Source organism: Bradyrhizobium sp. SZCCHNS3052 (assembly GCF_032484495.1).
Classification (GTDB): Bacteria; Pseudomonadota; Alphaproteobacteria; order Rhizobiales; family Xanthobacteraceae; genus Bradyrhizobium.
In genome coordinates this window covers 32,590-51,776 of sequence record NZ_JAUETB010000020.1, presented here as the reverse complement: position 1 = coordinate 51,776, position 19,187 = coordinate 32,590, and the positions used below count along the sequence as shown (strand labels likewise).

Annotated in this window: 13 protein-coding genes; 3 read left to right on the top strand and 10 right to left on the bottom strand. The window is 65.9% G+C overall.

Going from position 1 to position 19,187, the window contains the following annotated elements:
• Positions 1-95: 95 nt before the first annotated feature.
• From fahA to QX073_RS33540, 5 genes are all read right to left on the bottom strand, one after another.
• Entirely contained in the window at positions 96-1,370 is a 1,275-nt protein-coding gene (gene fahA / locus QX073_RS33560) for a fumarylacetoacetase (RefSeq protein ID WP_316227051.1), read from the bottom strand.
• Positions 1,371-1,568: 198 nt separating this feature from the next.
• On the bottom strand, positions 1,569-2,915 hold the full coding sequence (hmgA, locus tag QX073_RS33555) for a homogentisate 1,2-dioxygenase (protein ID WP_316227050.1): 1,347 nt from the start codon (positions 2,913-2,915) through the stop codon (positions 1,569-1,571).
• Positions 2,915-3,871 carry an MBL fold metallo-hydrolase gene (locus QX073_RS33550; protein ID WP_316227049.1) on the bottom strand — a complete coding sequence of 319 codons (957 nt, stop codon included), beginning with the start codon at positions 3,869-3,871 and terminating at the stop codon, positions 2,915-2,917. Before QX073_RS33550 ends, hmgA begins: the two co-directional genes overlap by 1 nt.
• Positions 3,872-3,898: 27 nt before the next feature.
• Positions 3,899-4,126, bottom strand: coding sequence for a DUF2783 domain-containing protein (locus tag QX073_RS33545; protein ID WP_315750764.1), 228 nt, complete (start codon positions 4,124-4,126; stop codon positions 3,899-3,901).
• Positions 4,127-4,139: 13 nt separating this feature from the next.
• The gene (locus QX073_RS33540; RefSeq protein WP_316169896.1) at positions 4,140-5,774 is read right to left on the bottom strand and encodes an FAD-dependent oxidoreductase; all 1,635 of its coding nucleotides are present in this window, start codon (positions 5,772-5,774) and stop codon (positions 4,140-4,142) included.
• A gap of 165 nt (positions 5,775-5,939) precedes the next feature.
• On the opposite strand from QX073_RS33540, the gene QX073_RS33535 reads away from it, so the two are divergent.
• Positions 5,940-6,497 (top strand): MarR family transcriptional regulator, encoded by a 558-nt coding sequence (locus QX073_RS33535; RefSeq protein WP_315750760.1) that lies wholly within the window; start codon positions 5,940-5,942, stop codon positions 6,495-6,497.
• 135 nt (positions 6,498-6,632) lie between these two features.
• Here QX073_RS33535 and QX073_RS33530 read toward each other — a convergent pair whose 3' ends face one another.
• Positions 6,633-9,086, bottom strand: a complete 2,454-nt coding sequence (locus tag QX073_RS33530) for an adenylate/guanylate cyclase domain-containing protein (protein WP_316227048.1) — start codon at positions 9,084-9,086, stop codon at positions 6,633-6,635.
• A gap of 259 nt (positions 9,087-9,345) precedes the next feature.
• A complete protein-coding gene (locus QX073_RS33525) occupies positions 9,346-11,427 on the bottom strand; it encodes an AsmA family protein (protein ID WP_316227047.1) in 2,082 nt (693 codons plus the stop codon).
• A 212-nt stretch (positions 11,428-11,639) separates the two neighbouring features.
• On the opposite strand from QX073_RS33525, the gene QX073_RS33520 reads away from it, so the two are divergent.
• Both QX073_RS33520 and QX073_RS33515 read left to right on the top strand, forming a co-directional pair.
• Complete coding sequence (locus QX073_RS33520; protein ID WP_315717001.1) at positions 11,640-12,314, top strand: Crp/Fnr family transcriptional regulator; 675 nt, start codon at positions 11,640-11,642, stop codon at positions 12,312-12,314.
• Positions 12,315-12,581: 267 nt separating this feature from the next.
• A complete protein-coding gene (locus QX073_RS33515; RefSeq protein ID WP_316227046.1) occupies positions 12,582-14,216 on the top strand; it encodes a glycosyltransferase family 39 protein in 1,635 nt (544 codons plus the stop codon).
• 24 nt (positions 14,217-14,240) lie between these two features.
• Here the strand turns inward: QX073_RS33515 and QX073_RS33510 are convergent, their stop codons facing one another.
• The 3 genes from QX073_RS33510 to QX073_RS33500 all read right to left on the bottom strand — a co-directional run bounded on the left by QX073_RS33510 (position 14,241) and on the right by QX073_RS33500 (position 19,157).
• Positions 14,241-17,393: an efflux RND transporter permease subunit gene (locus tag QX073_RS33510; protein WP_315750752.1), complete on the bottom strand. Its 3,153-nt coding sequence runs from the start codon at positions 17,391-17,393 to the stop codon at positions 14,241-14,243.
• Entirely contained in the window at positions 17,393-18,319 is a 927-nt protein-coding gene (locus QX073_RS33505; RefSeq protein WP_316195146.1) for an efflux RND transporter periplasmic adaptor subunit, read from the bottom strand. The genes QX073_RS33510 and QX073_RS33505 overlap by 1 nt, the downstream gene beginning before the upstream one ends.
• A 160-nt stretch (positions 18,320-18,479) precedes the next feature.
• The gene (locus QX073_RS33500; protein WP_316227045.1) at positions 18,480-19,157 is read right to left on the bottom strand and encodes an OmpA family protein; all 678 of its coding nucleotides are present in this window, start codon (positions 19,155-19,157) and stop codon (positions 18,480-18,482) included.
• Between the last annotated feature and the right edge of the window lie 30 nt (positions 19,158-19,187).

Here is a 19,187-nt window from a genome sequence, read left to right as displayed (position 1 = left end):
CAGCGATTGATCTGCGCGACCCCAAAACTGTCAACTATGTCCCCGAACAGGTGTAATCTATGTCTCCGGGCTGAACACTACGCTCGCAATGACGCCTACTCCGCCGCCACGATCGTGCCTTCGACCTCGCCGAAGCCGACGCGATAGCCCTGCCCCTGGCACCAGCCGTGCATGATGAGGGAGTCACCGTCCTCCAAGAACGAGCGCTTCACGCCACCGGCGAGCTCGACCGGCTCGGTGCCGTTCCAACTGATCTCCAGCAGGCTGCCGCGCTGGTGCTTTTCCGGACCGGAGATGGTGCCGCTCCCCAGGAGATCGCCGACACTCATGGCACAGCCGGACGAGGCATGGTGCATCAGCTGCTGCACGCTCGACCAGTACATGTACTTGAAATTGGTCTGCGCGATGGTCTGCGCGGCGTTGCTGCCGGAGGCGCGCAAGGCCACGTCGAGGGAGAGATCGTAGTTCTGCGCCTCCTTCTGCTGCAGGTAGGGCAGCGGCGTTGGATCCTGCGTTGGCCCCGACACGCGGAACGGCTCCAGCGCCTCCCGCGTCACCACCCACGGGCTGATCGACGTCGCAAACGCCTTGGCCTGGAACGGGCCGAGGGGCACATATTCCCATTGCTGGATGTCGCGCGCGCTCCAGTCGTTGAGCAGCACGAAGCCGAAGATCATCGCCTCCGCCTGCGCCTCGGTCAGCATCTCGCCGAGCGGCGAGGACTGGCCGATGACGACGCCCATCTCCAGCTCGAAATCGAGCCGCTTGCATGGACCGAAGCTCGGCACGTCGGCGCCCGGCGGCTTCAGCTGTCCGCGCGGCCGACGCACTCGGGTGCCCGACACGACCACGGTCGACGCGCGGCCGTTATAGCCGATCGGCATGTGCAGCCAGTTCGGCTGCAGCGCATTGTCCTTGCCGCGGAACATGACGCCGACATTGGTGGCGTGCTCCTTCGACGAATAGAAATCCGTGTAGCCGGCGACATGGAACGGCAGATGCAGCGTAACGTCGGAGCGCGGCAGCAGCGCCCGGCTACGCAACGGCTTGTCGTCGCGCAGCCGCGGATTGTCCTGGCGCAAGAGGGCGCTGATCGCAGCCCGCGTCTTCGACCACACGGCGGGGCCGAGCGCCATGAAGGCATTCAGCGAGGATTGCGCGAACACCTCATAGGCCGGCGCCAGATCGAGCAGGCCTTCGTCCTCGAGCACCGCGAGGTCGAGGACGACGTCGCCGATCGCCACGCCGACGCGCGGCTTCGGCGAGTCGGCGGCGGAGAACACGCCGTAGGGCAGGTTCTGGATCGGGAAGTCCGAGGCCGGATCGACCGGGATGAAGGAGCGGAGCGAGGGATCGTTGGGGTGGGGCACAGTTGTCTTCCTGAGTTCGGACCATGTCTCCGCTCGTCATTCCGGGGCGCGCGCAGCGCGAGCCCGGAATCCATAGCAACGGGCAGATGTGTGGGGCACAGTGGTTGTGGCCGAGCTTTGCATCCCCACGGCCGATCGTGGTTATGGATTCCGGGCTCGCCGCTGCGCGGCGCCCCGGAATGACGGCGGAGGTCGTGGCTACGGCCGGTTCGGATCGAACCGCTTCTCCAGCCCGTTCCAGCAATCGGCGTAGTCGCTCTGCATGGTGCCGGACTCCGCGGCGTGCTTGGTGATCCGCTGCGGGAAGCGCGTCTCGAACATGAAGGCCATGGTGCCTGTGAGCTTGACCGGCTTCAACTCGCCATTGCTGGCGTGATCGAACGCCTCGCGATCCGGCCCGTGCGGCAGCATGCAGTTGTGCAGGCTCATGCCACCCGGCACAAAGCCCTGCGGCTTGGCGTCGTAGACGCCGTAGATCAGCCCCATGAACTCCGACATGATGTTCATGTGATACCACGGCGGACGGAAGGTGTTGTCGGCCACCATCCAGCGCTCGGGGAAGATCACGAAGTCGATGTTGGCGGTGCCGGCCGTCTCCGACGGCGAGGTCAGCACGGTGAAGATCGACGGATCGGGATGGTCGAAGCCGATGGCGCCGACTGGCGAGAAGGTGCGCAGGTCGTATTTGTAGGGCGCGTAGTTGCCGTGCCAGGCGACGACGTCGATCGGAGAATGTTCGAGCTCGGTCTTGAACAGCGCGCCGCCCCACTTGACGTAGAGCTCGGTCGGGGTGTCCTTGTCCTCGTAGGAGGCGACCGGCGTCAGGAAGTCGCGGGCATTGGCGAGGCAGTTGGCGCCGATCGGTCCGCGCTCCGGCAGCGTGAAGGCGCCGCCATAGTTCTCGCAGAGATAGCCGCGCGCCGGCCCCGCCGGGATCTCGACTCGGAACTTGACGCCGCGCGGGATCACGACGATCTCGCCGGGCTCCGCATCGATGCAGCCGAACTCGGTGACGAGCTTGAGGCGCCCCTGCTGCAGGACGAACATCAGCTCGCCGTCGGCATTGTAGAAATGCTGGTCGACCATCGACTTGGTGATGACGTAGACATGCGCGGCCATGCCGGCCTGCGTCGCGGCGTCGCCGGCCGTCGTCATGGTCTGCACGCCCTGCAGGAACGTCACATCGCCCGATGGCAACGGTGTCGGATCCCAGCGCAGTTGCTGCACCGTGATCTCCTGCTCGTGGCAGGGCGCGGTGCGCCACAGCCCGGCATCGACCTTGGCGAAGCGGCCGGAATGCTTCACCGACGGACGGATGCGATACAGCCAGGAGCGCTCGTTGGACCCGCGCGGCGCGGTGAACGGCGAACCCGAGAGCTGCTCGGCATAGAGCCCGTAGGCGCAGCGCTGCGGCGAGTTGCGCCCGATCGGCAGTGCGCCGGGCAGCGCCTCGGTCTCGAACGAATTGCCGAAGCCGGACATGTAGCCCGGCGTCACCTGCCCGGTGGCGCGGTTGAGCTGGTCAGGCGATGTGTTGACGTTCATCATCCTTCTCCTTGCAGGCGGGCCCACATCTCGCGGTCGCGCTCGGCGGTCCAGATCACGGGATCGTCGATGCCGCTGGCCTCGTCATAGGCGCGCGACACGTTGAACGGCAGGCAGTGCTCGTAGATGGCGAAGCTCGAGAATTTCGGATCCATCACCTCGCGCGTCGCCGCCATCGACTCCTTCAGGCTGCGTCCCTTCGCGACCGACATCTCGGCCGCGCCATACAGCGACGTGACGAAGTCGCGCGTCATGGCGATCGCCTCGCGCACGGTGGCCTCGCCCTTCAGCGCATCGCCGCGACCGGGCGCGATCGCCTTGGGATTGAAGTCGCGGATCTCGTTCAAGGTCGACGGCCATTCGCGCAAATAGGCGTCGCCGCAATAGCAGGCCGAGTGATATTCGATCAGGTCGCCGGAGAACATCACCTCGGCATCCGGCACCCAGGCGCCGATGTCGCCGGAGGTGTGGCCGGCACCGAGTTGGATCAGCTGCACCTCGCGCTTGCCGAGATGGATCGTCATCTCGCCCTCGAAGGTCAGGGTCGGCCAGGTCAGGCCAGGAATGCTCTCGGCGTCCTGGAACAGGCGCGGGAAGCGGCCGTATTCGGAGTCCCAATCCTGCTGGCCGCGCTCGACGATCAGCCGGTGCGTCTCCTGCGAGGCGACGATGCCCTGCGCATGATAGGCCGAGGCGCCGAGCACGCGCACGGCGTGGTAGTGCGACAGCACGACATATTTGATCGGCTTGTCGGTGACGGTCTTGACCCGCTCGATCACCTTGTTGGCCATCGCCGGCGTCGCCTGCGCGTCGAACACGATGCAGCCGTCGTCGCCGACGATCACCGCAGAGTTCGGATCGCCCTCCGCCGTGAAAGCATAGAGATCCGGGCCGATCTCCGAGAAGGTGACCTTCTTCTCGGCGAGATCCGTGGTCGATGCGAAACCCTTCGCCATCACTTCATTCCTTGTGTGCGCAGCAGCCTATTGCTGCTGCTGTTGTTGCTGTTGGCCGGCATCCGCCATGCTGCGTTTCGCCAGCGCGATCGCCTCGCCCAGCACACCGATGTCACCGATGTGATTGGCGAGGATCAGGACCAATGCCGCATCGAGATCGGCGCTTTCGAGGTCCGAGAGGCCCCGATGCGCTTCGACAATGGCGCGGAAGGCATCGTCGGGCTTGGCGAAATTGGAGGCGGTCGAGAGCGTCATCGTTGCGGCTTCCTCAGTTCAGGCCGGAGGCGCGTGCGACCGCCGCCGCGATCGCGGCGCGGCTCGGGTGCCGGAAGCGCGCCGCGACATAGCCATCCGGACGCAGCAGATAGGAGGTGCCGGGTTCGGCCCCGTAACGCTTGCCCGCGAAACCCTCGCCATCGGCAAGTCCATTCGGACCGCCGATGCTGACGACACCGACATCGTCGGGTACATCGATCGCCTCACCATTGGCAAAAGACAGCAGGGTGAAACGCCGGCCCTGAGCATTGAATGCATCGGTAAGGTGAAGGTGCCGTCCGTCTGCCGTCTCGAGGGGCGCATCCGGCATCGATGTTCCCGGACGAGGGCCACCGTGCCAGGCCTCGTCGTCTTCGGTCGACAACGGCGTCTGGTAGACCGAGGGAACCGACAGCCGGCCGCCATTGACCATGCGCTTGCCGAATTCGGTGTCCCTGGCGAGCGCGAGCACCACCTTGCGCAGCCGCGCTTCCTGGTGCGAATTCGGCGCCATGAAATCCGTCGCCCGCGTGGATTCGCGAATGTTTTCGTCGGCGGCCGCGCTTCGCTCCAGATGGTAGGTTTCGAGCAGCGTCGCGGGCGAGGTTCCGCGCAGCACGCGATCGAGCTTCCAGGCCAGATTCTCGGCATCCTCCAGCCCCGAATTGGCACCGCGTGCGCCGAACGGCGAGACCTGATGGGCGGAATCGCCAGCGAAGACGACGCGACCATGAATGAAGCGCTCCATGCGCCGGCACTGGAATTTGTAGAGCGAGATCCATTCGAATTCGAACTGATCATGGCCGAGCATGCGTGCGATCCGGGGCCGCACATTCTCCGGCTGCTTCTCGACGTTGGGATCGGCATAGCGGCTGAGCTGCAGGTCGATGCGCCAGACATTGTCCGGCTGCCGGTGCAACAGCGCCGAGCGCCCGGCATGGAACGGCGGATCGAACCAGAACCAGCGCTCGGTGGGGAATTCGGCCGTCATCCTGACGTCGGCGATCAGGAACTGATCCTCGAACACCTTGCCGGAGAAACCGGCGCCGACCATCTGGCGCAGCGACGAGCGCGCGCCGTCGCAGGCGATCACATATTGCGCCGACAGCCGATAGGGGCCGTCCGGCGTCTCGATCGTCAGCACGACATGATCGTTGCGCTGTTCGAGCGCGGTGACCTTGTTGCGCCAGCGCAGCGAGATCGAAGGCAGCGCGTTGACGCGATCGACCAGATAGGCCTCGGCATAGAACTGCTGCAGGTTGATGAAGGCCGGCCGCTTGTGCCCGGGCTCCGGCAGCAGGTTGAACTGATAGAGCTCGGACGGACCGTGGAAGATGCGGCCGACGTTCCACACCACGCCCTTGTCGACCATCCGGTCGCCAACGCCGAGGCGATCCCAATATTCCAGCGAGCGCTTGGAGAAGCAGATCGCGCGCGAGCCCTCGCCGATCCGGTCGGCATCATCGAGCACCACGACCGCATGGCCGCGCTGCGCAAGATCGATGGCAAACGACAGCCCGACGGGACCCGCACCCACGACGACGACCGGATGCGCGGCCGGCGTGGCCTGATCCTGGTCTTCGTGCCGATGATAGCCGAACTGAACCTTCGCCTGGCTCGCGCCCTGCCCCGGATTGGCCTGCACCATGGCTTGCTCGCCTTGTGGTTTTCTTGGACTTTCGAAGCGACGACTTTCGAAGCGACCGACATTTCCTCGGGCGAGGCATCTGGCCGTCTTGCCAGATAGTCTCACCTGCAACTATTCTAAAGCCGACGGCTTCGGCCGCGTCAACTCAAAAATCGGAGCGCGATCTTGGCGAAGCCATCTACCGCGGCGTCCAGGCGGCAGGCGAAGCCGGTCGAGGATGACCGAAATGCGGCAGTGCCGCAGGACGACGAGCGGCTCGACCTGTTCAAGTTCGCGCCATTTCGGCTCAACCGTCTGGCCGCCGAGGTGAGCGCGGCGCTCGCCGTCGAGTATCGGGAGCGCTACGGGCTCGACATTCCGGAATGGCGCGTGCTGGCGACGCTCGGCTTCCGCCGCGAGGCCTGCAGCGCGCAATATGTCGCAGCGTGCACCCGCACGCACAAATCGACCATCAGCCGGGCCGTGACGTCGTTGCTGGAGCGGCGGCTGATCGAGCGCGTCGAGAACGCCGAGGATCGCCGCGAGTTCCGTCTGCGCCTGACACGTAAGGGCAAGACGCTGTACGAGGAGCTGATCCCGCGTTTGCAGCAGCGCGAGCGCGAAATCATGGCATGCCTGTCCGCCGACGAGCGCAAGACGTTCGACCGCCTGATCGGCAAGATCGAGGCAAGCCTCGATCTGATCCAGACCAGCGAGGAGGCCGATGCGAAGCAGGCCTATTGAGCCGAGCTTCGTCGGGTGGCCAAAGCGCCGAAGGCGACCGGTGCCCACCACCCTTCGTCAAATGACAGCGATGGGCACGGGGGCGCGCGAGACTGCCGTCGACGACGAGCAAGGCGCCACGCGCCTTTGCCCGCCCTACTTGTTAGTCGCCGACGATCGCCGCCGCTCCTCGACTTCGACCACGTCGGCGCCCTCCCCCCGCCAGCGCAAGATCTCCATCGCCAGCACCGGGTGATTGAAGCCCTTGAGATGCAGGTCATCGATCGGCCTGGCATCGACCGACTGTTCGACGACGCCGAACACCCGGCGCGACACGATCACTTGGCCTGCCTTGGCCTCGTCACACAGCCGCGAGGCGAGATTGGTGACGCTGCCGATCGCGGCGTATTCGAGCCGGTGCTCGAAGCCGACCTGGCCGAGCGTCGCATATCCCAGTGCGATGCCGACGCCGAACCCCAGGCTGTGGCCGCGATTTTTCCAGCGCTCCGTCAATTGGCCGATCTCGTCGCGCATTTCGAGCGCCATCTTCACCGCGCGCGTCGTGTGGTCCTCGAACGGGATTGGCGCATTGAACAGGATCATCACGCCGTCGCCGGCATAGCGATCGAGCGTGCCCTCATATTTGAAGATGAGCTTGCCCAGCGCGGCGTGATATTCACGGAGCACGTTCATCGCCTCTTCGGGCTCGGTCGTCTCGGTAAACGCTGTGAAGCCGCGCAGATCGCAGAACACCACCGTGACCTCGCGGCGGTGGCTTTCCAGCAGCGCATCATGGCCGTCCGACGACGCGATGATCTGCGCCACCTGCGGCGCCAGGAAGCGCTCCAGCCGCCTGATCCGCTCGATCTCCGCCAGTTGCTTCTCGACGCGCTCCTCGAGCGACTTGTTCCATTCGCGCAGCTGCTCGGTCTGCTCGGTGAGCTTTTCGGCCTGCTGCTGCACCGTCGCGTGGGTCAGCGCGAGCTCGCGGCCCTTCTGATCGACCTCGGTGAACAGTCGTGCGTTGCGCATCGCCAGCACGGCCTGGTTGGCGAACGTTCGCATCAGTCCGATCAGGTTCGGCGGGAACGTACCGGCCGACCGGCGGAGCACCACGAGCGCGCCGAGCACGCCCTGCTGATCGACCAGCGGCGTGAACAGCACGGCGTGAAAGCCGGCGGCAACCGCGACGTCGCGCAGCGGGTGATCGGGCGCGTTTTCCAGCTCGGCGATCGCGATCGGCTCGCCGCTGCGCACGGAGTCGGAGAGCAGGCTCGTCCGCTCGTCCAGCACATTGTGCGGGCCGTCCCGGTCGACGCCCTTGGCCTCCACCAGCCTGAAGCGGCGTTCGGCGGCCTCATAGGAATAGATCAGCACGGCGTCGGTCTTGGTGATCTCCAGTGCCCGGGCCGCCACCGTCGGCAGCACCGCATTGAGATCGAGCGAGGAGGCCACCGCGCGGCCAACCTCCTCGAGCACCTTCAGCTCATTGATCGACTGGGCCAGATCGCGCGTGCGTTCCTCGACCTTGGCTTCCAGCACGGCATAAGACTGCGCGAGCTGGCCGGCCATGCTGTTGAACTGATCGGCGAGCTCCTCGAGCTCGTCATGCGTTTTCACCTCGATGCGCTGGGCGAAATCGCCGGCGCCGAGCTTGCGCGCGCCGGCGCGCAACGCGGTGATCGGGACGAGCATGCGTCGCGCCAGCACCGAGCCCGCGAGGATCGCAACCGCAAGGCCGAGCGCGATCAACAGCGCACCGCGCAACAGCTGATCGCGGATCGGCGCCAGCGCGTGAGCCGTGGACTGCTCGAAGAACACGGCCCAGCCGAGCTTGGGCAGCGTCGCGGCCGCCGAGAGCACCGCGTGCCCCTCGCCGTCGGTGCCGGAGGCCAGCGGCTCGCCATCCGGCGTGAGCACCGCCGCGACCTGCGGCAGCTTGGAGAGGTCCTGACCGACCGCCGGTCCCCTCGCCGAGCTCGCCAACACCTGGCCCCGCGGATCGACCACGTAGGCGGTGCCGACCTTGCCGATCTGCGCCTCGGTCATGAAGTCTTCGAGAAAGTCGAGGTCGATGTCGGCCACAGTCACCCCGGCATTGAAGCCGGAATGCGCGACCGAGATCGACATCATCGGCTGCGCGCCCTTGAAGGTCACGGCGGAGAAATTGCTTCCGTGTGTGACGGTGTCGGTGAAGCGCAGATCGCGTGACAAGTCGTTGCCCGAGGCAAACGAGATCGAGGTGCGCGACACGCGGAGCTGTTCCCGGCCCTGGCCGTCGAGCTGATACAGCTGCCGCACAGCCGGCGCCTGACTCAGCAGTTGTACATAGTCGGCGCGGCGGAGCTCCAGCGTATTGGCGCTCGCCCGCGTCACCCAGCTGATCTGTCGCTGCAGATCCGAGAGCGCCTGATCGATCCGCCGGGCGCTGGCGTCGGCCTTTTCGGCCATGGCGGCGGTCAGGCTCGCCTTGGTGGACTGATAGCTGATCCAGGTTTCGGTCGCGCCATTCACGGCCAGGACGAACACGACGAGCCCGACCAGCGACACGACGTATTTGGCGAACAGGCCCTGCCGCAACGACCAGCCTCTGTTCTCGACCTCGTTCATCCGGACCCCTCACGCGCGTCATCACCGAGGTCAGCCTCGGACAAGCGCGTCCGCTGCCGTCCTCGCGGCAGCAACACTTTGGAGGCAGGACCGCTCGGGTGCGAGACGCTCCGTCGCCGGCACCCGTTTAGCACAGAATGGCATGCACAGCGGCGCCCATGCCGGCGCCCCGCGCCAACTCGTTATTGCTCGGCTGGCCCTGAATCGCATGCACCGATCGAGGAGATCCTCCGCGAGCCCGGTCGATCGCGGCTATATATTACCTATTGAAGATGCGCTTCAGAACGTCGTTCATCGGCTGGCTGTCCTGCACACCGTCCTGCAAGGGCTCGGCGGGAGCTGCCTCTGCCGCGCCCTGGCCGGCGGCGCCCGGAGGCCGAGAAACGGCGCCGTCCTGGGGCGCAACCAGCGTACGGCCGCGGCTCTTGGCTGTCGGCTGCGCGGCCTGCAGTCCTTGCTGAATCAGATTGCCGATCGCCGATCCGAGATCGCCGCCGAGCAGGTCGGATTGGCCGGCCGCCGGGGCCTGCGCATTCGGGGCTGCCGTTGACGGCGCGCCGTTCGGACCAGCAGCACCGGTGGGCGCAGAATTTCCGATGAGGCCGCCGATGCCGTTGATCAAATTGTTCAGCCCGACCCCGTCCTTGCCGAACAGGCCCTGGCCCATCTGCTTGAGCCTGGCGTAGGCAGCATCCGGATTGTCGAGGATGCCGGCCATGTCGGGGTAGAAGCGCGGCTGACTCCAGGGGCCGTCGATGACGACGGGAATCCCGAGGCCTATCGGCTCCGAGGTGCGGCCCTGCCCCTCGGTCGTCATCACGAGCTTCGGCTCGACCCGCATCGCCAGCGCCCGATTCCCCAGATCGATCGTCCCCGTACCGGTGACTTTGACCAGCGGTCCGACCAGGTTGAGGTCACTGGTGGCGGCCTGTCCCCGCTCGACCTGAAACGAGGCCGAGAGCTGCGTGAGATCGGTCGTCAGTTCCTTCGAATCCTGCCATCCCGACAGCGGATTGGACGTCAGTGAGCGGATCATCTGCGCAACGTTGATGCCGCGGATCGCGCCGTCCTGGAACAGCAGGAACGCCGAGCCGCTCAGGTTGCTCATGAGAGCCTGCTGGCTGGCGCCGCTGGAGCGCAAGGCCAGCTTGCCCTGCATCCGCGCATCGAGCTTGTCGAATCCGGCGACGCTCGAGAGCAGCGGCAGCGCCCGGATGCCGACGAGATCACAGTGCATCGCATAGGCCGGATTGCCCGTGGAGGCGTCGATCACGACCTCGCCACTGGCCTGCCCCTCATAGGCGCCGAGATTGGCGACGGTCGCCTTCAGCAGGCCGCCGGCCAGCGAGGCTTCGAGATCGAGCGGCCCGAGGCGAGTCCCGGAGAGAACGACATCCGTCGCCGACAGCTTCACGCGCGCGTCGACGTAGTTCAGACCCCGCAAGTCGATTGCCGCCGTGCTCCATCCCGACGCGCCGGCAGAGCCCTGCGCGGCAGGCGCTCCCAAGTTGAGCCGGCGAACGTCGAGATCGACCTTCACCAGCGGCTTGCTCGCGAGATCGACCGAGGCCCAGCCGTTGAAATCGCCGTCGCCAAGCGTGCCGCTGAGGCCGTTGATCATCACCACCGGGCCATTCAGCCGAACGTCGGCGCGGCCGGAAAGACTCCCGCGGAATGCAGAAGCCATGTCGATTTTGAAATCGACCGGCAGCGTCTGGCGCTCAATAGGCAGCGCGGGCGCGGCCGCTGTGAGGTCGAAGGTCACCGGACGGTCGCCGGCCCGGGCCGTACCCGTGATCTTGACCTTGCCATCGGACAGAGACGCCGTCGCGCCGATGCCCTCGAGCCGATTCTCGACGCGGTCGCGCGGGTTGGAGAGGACGACGGCGCCGTCCCTGACGGTGACCCGTTCGATCCGGACCGCAGGCGCCGCTTCCGACTTCGCCGAGGCACGGCTGCGCGGCGCATTGTCCCGCAGCCGTTCGCGCAGCAGCGGCAGATAAAGTGTGGGCTTGTCGATGATGATCTCGCCGATGTCGGGCCGGCCGGACCACAGGCTCGACAGCGCCATGTCGGCCTGCAGCTTGCCGATCGTCAGCCGATTGTTGCCGTCCCGCTCCTTTGGATCCTGCAGGGTGATGTCCGTCAGGGTCGCATGCAGCGACGGCCACAGGCTGACGCTCGCCGAGCCGGCGATGCTCAGGCGATAGCCGGTGTCACGCTCGACGCGGTCCTGGATCGCGACCGTGAGGAAGCTCGCCGGAAGTCCAAAAGCCAGCGCTAGAGCGAGCACGACGATGACGGCGCCAATCAAACCGCCTGCGATCTTCAATGCCTTCATGTCGATGTCCCAAGCGCGAGGCGCGAGCGGTCTCCACGGGTTAGCGTGCGGCAATGCCGACCCGGTTCAATCCGAAATTTTCTCGGAACGAAGACCGCTCCCAGAGCGACCAAAATAGTCGGAAGCCCGTGCGTCATTATGTGACTTATGACACACTTCCGCCCGGGGGGTTTCTGTAACTGAGGCTTTGAACCGTTGCCGAAGGTATAGTGATGAGCAAGCAGGCCGAATTTGCGGTCATTCTGAAGATGAACCCGATGTTCGCCGACCTCGGCGCGGACGAGCTGCAGCGAATCTCGAGCCTCTGCCACACCCAGCATCTGTCGTCGGGCGAGGTGCTGTTCCAGAAGGGCGACCCCGGCAATGCCCTGTTTGGGGTGCGGCGCGGCCAGATTCGCATCGAGACCGGTGCCACCGACGGCAGCCGGCTGACGCTCAACTTCATGGGGCCCGGCGATCTGTTCGGCGAGGTCGCCGTGCTCGACGGGCAGGAGCGCACGGCCGACGCCACCGCCGGTGAAGCGACCGAACTGTTCGTGCTTCGCCGCGAGGATTTCCTCAGCTTCCTGGAACGCGAGCCCAAGGTGGCGATCAGGATCATTCAGCTGCTGTGCCAGCGCATCCGCTGGCAGAGCGAGCGAATGGAGGAATCGGTGCTGCAGCCGCTGCCGGTCCGGCTGGCACGCCGGCTGTGCGCCCTGGCGGAGGATTTCGGCTCCGAGGTTCATATCTCGCAGGAACAGCTTGGCGTCTTCGTTGGCGCGGCGCGTGAAAGCGTGAACCGCCAGTTGCAGGCCTGGCGCAAGGACAAGATCCTGGATCTGCAACGCGGCCGCATCCTTCTGCATGACCTGACCAAGCTGAACACGATCGCACGCAACGACTAATTGGCCGAGCGCGCAGCGTCGCTCACCGCAAATTTGTCGATTGCGGGTCCGGTCCATGGCGGGAACCGCCCGCCATGCATCGTTTCGTATCAGCATCGGCCAAACATGATCGCAATTGGGCCACCACGCCTCACAATTTGCGACATGAACTCTTTTTAACAATTCTAACAGGGTTCAATCCGGCAGCGGAGAGTTCCATTTGCTCGCGCGCGGCGGCGCGCGGGGTGGAGCTTTGCGCGCCAGGCAAGCGTGGTTGGAAGTGACGTCATGAGTCTTGCGTTGCCGGCAATCGCCATCGAGGCCAGTGGTTCTGTTGGCCGTTGGCGCAGAGCTCTCGCGGTCTGGATCGACGCCGTGGAGGACGGCTGGGCCGTTCCGGCCTTGATCGTCGGGTTCGTCGCGGTCTGGATGGTGTATTTCTCGATCGCCTATCTCGGGGGCGATCTCCACCAGGACGTGATCGAGACCTGGTCGCTTGGACGCAGCTTCGACTGGGGTTCGACCAAGCATCCGCCGCTGATGGGCTGGGCGGCGTGGGCCTGGACCACCGTGTTTCCGCTGACCAACTGGTCGTTCAACCTGCTGGCGCTGACCAACGCAGCCGTCGGCCTCTTCGCCGTCGACCTCATCACCCGGCGTTTCGCGCGCGGTGACAAGCGGCTGGTCGTACTGCTGTTGCTCATGCTGCTGCCGGTCTATCAACTGCATGCGCAGCGCTTCAACGCCAACGCCGTGCTGCTGTCGAGCTGGCCGCTGGCGACGTGGTGTTTCCTGCGCTCGTTCGAGACACGTCACGTCGGCTGGGCCATCGCGGTCGGCCTGACCGGGGCGCTCGCGATGCTCGGCAAGTACTACTCGGTCTTCCTGATCGCGAGCTTTGCGGTCGCAGCGTTGTGCCACGGCGAGCGTCGGGCCTATTTCACCTCGCCCGCGCCGTGGATCGCGGCGCTGTCCGGCCTGGTCGCGCTGGCGCCCCATGTCTATTGGCTGGCCACGACCGGCGCCCAGCCGTTCTCGCATGCAATCGAGCATCACGTCGGCAAGACCGCCGCGGCCGCCCTGGTCGAGGGCAGCGGCTTCCTGTTGGCGATGGCCGGCATCGCCGGTATCCCCGGCCTCATATGGCTCGCCATGACGCGGCCTCGCCCCACCCGCGTGCTGAACGATGCGCTCAGCCTCAACTCCGGACTCCAGCTGCTGGCGATGATCAGCATCGGGACCGTAGTGTTCCCCGCACTGGTCTCGATCGTGTTCGGCACCGACATGCCGCCGCTGTGGGGCCTGCAGGGCGTCTTTCTGTTCGTCATCGTGATCGTGTGCGGCGCGAGCTATCACGCCCCCCGCGACATCACGATCAATCTCGCCGTGGCGACGATCGCGATCGCGGCATTCGCGGCCACCGTCGTAGCGCCCCTCCATGCATTGTACCGGAACTACGTTCCGTTGAACGAGGGTCGCAACTTCTACGAGCCGGCCGTGACCGAGCTGGACCGCCTGTGGCAGACGGCATCGAACGGCGCCCTTGTCTCCGTCGGCGGCGATGACGGCCTCGCCTTTGCCGCAGCGTTCTACAGTCCCGACCATCCGCACTATGAAATGGCGCTGGTGCACCCGCATGAGCTGCAACCTCCGTCCGAAGCGCTGACTGCGCAGGGCTGGGCGGCGCTGTGCTACGACACCGACATCTCCTGCATCTCCGGCATGCAAGCCGCGGCGGCGCAGGCGCGGCGTTCGGTGCGGGCCGATTTCACGCTCCGGACCAAGCTGTTCGGCCTGGAAGGCGCCAGCCAGGGCTTCGTTGCCCTGATCGTGCCGCCTGAGACCGCCGCGCCAGTCGACGGCGCCCCGAGCGGGGGTCTCGATCTCAGCGCACGCCGCCGCATGCCCTCGACCGCGAACTGAAACAGCTCGTTCCGGCACGTCATCTCATTCCGCAGCCGGCGACATCGCCGACGGCGGCGGCTTTGGCTGATGCGCCGCCTCCGGCCCATGGCCGGACTGCGCCTCGTCGGCGGCATCGCCGGAAGAGACGATCAGCTTGCGGCCAAGGCGGGCGAACAACGCGCCGACATCGTCCATCACCAGGAACATCGCCGGCACGAACAACAGCGACAGCACGGTCGAGAACACCAGCCCGCCGATCACCGCGAGCGCCATCGGCGAGCGGAATTCGCCGCCGGCACCGACCGCGAGCGCGCTCGGCATCATGCCGGCGACCATCGCGATCGTGGTCATCACGATCGGACGGGCCCGCTTCATGCCGGCATCGATGATCGCCTCGTCACGCCTGACGCCGGCATGGATCGCCTCGACCGCGAACTCGACCAGCATGATCGCGTTCTTGGTGACGATGCCCATGAGCATCATCATGCCGATATAGACGGGGATGGTGAGCTGCTTGCCCGTCAGCATCAGCGCGGCGATCGCACCGCCGATCGACAACGGCAGCGAGAACAGGATCGTGATCGGCTGCAGGAAGGTGCCGAACAGCAGCACCAGCACGGCGTAGACGATCATCAGGCCCGCCGTGATCGCCGTGATGAAGCCCGACGCCAGCTCGTTCAAGCTTTCGGCATCATCGGACGGGATCAGCTTGACGCTGGCCGGCATGCTCTTTCTGACCGGCAGCTCGTCGATCTGCTTGGTTGCATCGCCGAGCGCCGCAAGTCCGACGAGGTCGGCGGCGACGGTGGCCTGCCGCCCGCGATCGTAGCGGCTGATGCTGGTCGGGCCTTGGTCGAGCTTGATGTCGGCGACGACGGCCAGCGGCACGCCGCCCTTTTCGCCGTACTGCCCGAGCGGCACCCGCAACTGTTCGAGGATCTTCACGTCGCTGCGCGCCGCGTCCTCGAGCTGCACCCGGATCGGGACCAGCCGGCCGCCGGCGTCATACTTCGCCAGCGCAGGTCCAACATCTCCGATCGTGGCGACGCGGATCGTCTGCGACAGGCTTTCGGTCGAAACGCCCAGACGTGCCGCCAGATCCGCGCGCGGCTGCACCCGCAACTCCGGCCGGTCGAGCGAAGTGTCCGACACCACGTTGGAGATGATCGGAATCCGCCTCATCTGCGAGGCGAGCTCGCTCGCAACGTTGTCGACCAGCTTGGGATCCGAGCCCGTCAGCACCAGCTTGATCGGGCGCAGACCATTTTCGTCTGTGAACCAGAAACGGATGTCCGGAATGGTTTCGAGATCCTTGGTGATCTCGAGCTCGAGCTCTTTCTGGGTGATCTTGCGCTCGGTCTTCGGCGTGTAGTTGACGATCATTCCGGCGCGACGAACCTCCATCGCGCCCTGAAGCCGGCCGCCGTCGACGAACACGCTGCGGACCTCGGGCCGCTTGCGCAGGCGCGCGACGATGTCCTCGGTGACCTTCTCGGTGTAGGCGAGCTGCGCGCCTGGCGGCAGCTCGATCGCGAGCAGCGATCGCGCCGCGTCCTGCGCCGGCAGGAACCCTTGCGACAGCAGCGTCGTGCTCCAAATCGAGGCAGCGAAGATCCCGATGCCGAGCAGCACCGTGACAAAGTAGTGCTTTACCGACCACGTCACGATGCGCTGATAGGCACGCAGGATGAACCCCGGCGGCGGATCGTCGTGCTTGTGGTCCTTGAGGAAGTAGGCCGCCAGCATCGGCGTGACGAAGCGCGCCGCCAGCAGCGAGAAGAACACCTGCACCGAGACGGTGATGCCGAACTGCTTGAAGAACTGTCCGGCGATGCCGGACATGAAGCTCGCCGGCGCAAAGATCGCGATGATGGTGAGGCTGATCGCGATGACCGCGAGCCCGATCTCGTCGGCGGCATCGAGCGCCGCGCGATAGGGCGACTTCCCCATCCGCATGTGGCGCACGATGTTCTCGATCTCGACGATGGCGTCGTCGACGAGAATACCGGTCGACAACGTGATCGCCAGGAACGACACCATGTTCAGCGAGAAGCCGAGAATATCCATCGCCCAGAAGGCCGGAAAGATCGACAGCGGCAGCGAGATCGCCGCGATCACCGTGGCCCTGAAGTCGCGCAGGAACAAGAGCACGATGATGACGGCCAGGATCGCGCCCTCGAACAGGGTCGAGATCGCCGCTTCGTAATTGCCCTTGGTGAAATCGACCGACGTATCGATCAGCTTCAGCTCGACGTCGGGATGGGCGGCCCTGACCTGGTCGATGCGCTTCTGGACCGCGGCGGCGACGACCACGTCGCTGGCGCCCTTGGCGCGCTTGATGCCGAGCGCGACCACCGGCTCGCCGTTGAAGCGCGCAAAGGTTCGCCGATCGGCAATCGTGTCGGTGACCGTCCCGAGATCGGCGAGCCGGACCTCGCCGCCGCCGAACAAGGGAATCATCGTGTTGGACAGCTCGTTCAGCGTCTTGGCGCCGGCAAGCGTGCGGATCGCCTGGTCGTTCTTGCCGATCTCGGCGCGGCCGCCGGCGACGTCCACATTGGTGCCGCGCAGACTCTGGCTGACATTGACGGCGGTGAGACCCATGGCCTGCAGCCGGTCGGGATCGAGCGAGACCAGAATCTCGCGCTCGACGCCGCCGATGCGCTCGACCTGGCTGACGCCGCGCACGCCCTGCAGCTCGCGCTTGACGACGTCGTCGACGAAGAACGACAGCTGCTCCGGGGTCTTGCCCGGTGAGATCGCCGCATAGGTGACGATCGGCAGGCCGATCTTGTCGACGCGCGAGATCAGCGGCTCGGTGACGTTCTGCGGCAGGTCGGAACGAACCCGGGTGACGGCGTCCTTGACGTCGTTGATGGCGCGATCGGTGTTGGTCTCGAGCGCGAACGTAATCGTCGTCACCGACAGGCCGTCGGTGATCAGCGACTGGATGTGGCGCGCGCCCTCGACGCCGGAGACGCCGTCCTCGATGATCTTGGTGACCTGGGATTCAAGCTCCGACGGCGCCGCGCCGAACTGCGCCACCGCGACCGAGATCACCGGAATGTCGGCGTTCGGCAGCCGGGTGACCGCGAGCTTGGTGAAGCTCATCCAGCCCAGGATCAGCAGGATGATGGAGAAGAGGATCGACGGCAGCGGGTTCCTGATCGACCATGCCGAAATGTTCAGTGCCATCAGCGTACCCGCGTGCGATCGATGTCTTCGGCAAACATGGTCTTGATCTGGTCGCCATCGTGCAGCGAGCTGCCGGCGTCGGCCACCACGATTTCTCCCTCTGTCAGCCCGTCGAGGATCTCGCTCGCCGTATCCGACACCAGGCCGACCCGCACCCGGCGGGTCTCGATCGTGTTGCCCTTCACGACCTGGATGGTGAGATGATCGATCGCCGTATTGGGCACGGCGACGCCGCAGCTCCGCCGGGCATCGATATTGGCGCGCGCGAACATGCCGGGCTTGAGCGACGGATTGCTGGTCAGCGCGATGCGCACATGGCCCAGCTGCGTGGTCCGGTCGACCTGCGGCGCCACCACGCGCAGGCGGCCGACAATGTCGGGTAGGTTGTCGCGAGTGATGCGCACCGGCGCGCCCGTGCCGAGCTTCAGGAGATGAACGCTCGGAACTTCGGCGTCGAGCTCCAGCTCGTTGTTCACGGCGATGCGGAACATCGGACCGGCCTGCGGCGAGGCCGGCGCACCGGCGATCGTGCGGACCTCGGTGACGAGTCCTGCGGCCGGCGCACGCAGCGACACGGGCCGGTTCGCGGCCGCCGCCGGCGCTCCCGGCTGCGGCGGTGACGGCGTCAGGCGCGCCAGCTCCTGGTTCTCGGTAACGGTGTCGCCCTCCTTGACCAGAACGTCGATGACCCGCGAGCCTTCCTGATCGGCGCCGACCACCGCCTCGCGGCGGGCCAGGACGAAGCCGGTGACGCGCACGAGATCTGAGAAGCAGGCCTTCACCGCCTTGGTCACCAGCACCTGGGCCTGCATCGGCGGCTCCTCGGCGGTGTGATGGGGACGATGCTCATACCAGTAATAGCCGGCGAACAGGGCCACGAAGACGACCGCACTGGCCGCGGACTTGAGGGATTTTGGCAGCTTCATCGGCAGGGTGATCCGGTCGGCGCGAGATGCGGGTTATGGATGCTGCGAATTTGGCACGGCGCGCTCCGACAAGGCGATGCGCCCCGCAATCCTGCGGGACGCATCCGGCCACCTCGATCTCCGGCCACGCGACCTCCGACGGCGCTTGATGGACGCGGCGCTACTTGGCCGCCGCCGTCTTGCTCTGCATGTTGACGACCTGAACGCGGCGATTCACCTCGGCGAGCGGCTGGCTCGGATCCTTCAGCTTGCTCTTGCCATAGCCCACCGTCACCAGGTCGGCGCCGGCGATGCCGAACTTCTCGACCAGATAGCGCTTGATCGAATCGGCGCGGCGCTCGGAGAGATCCTGATTGTAGGCCTCGCCACCGGCGGCATCGGTATGACCGGCGACGACGAAGGTCGACCCTTTCAGCTCGGCGTTGGTCAGCGCCCGGCCGAGCGCCTGCACCGACGGCAGCGACTTCTGGCTGATGTTGGCGGAGTTGTAGTCGAAGGTGATCTCGAGGTCGATGTTCGGCTTGGTCTTGGCGACCGCCGCGATCTCCTCGCGCTCGGCAGTGGACAGCGACCGCGTCGAGCGGCCGCGAATGCTCTGCAGGAACTTGTCCTGCTCCGGCGCGACCGCGGGTATGGCCTCCGACGGCGGCGACATCGACAGTCCCCGGGTCAGCGGCCTCTTCGGCCCGGCCAGGGCGCGGACGATCTGATCCTCACTGACATCATCGGCGGCGAAGGCCGGCATCGCGCTCAGCGACGCGGCCGCGCTCAGGACCGTCGCGGCCAGGAGAGCCGTCAGGCCGGCGGTCATGGTCGAATTCGTTTTCGGTGCGGTCATTGCCAATCCCTCCTCACGCGAACTGATCGT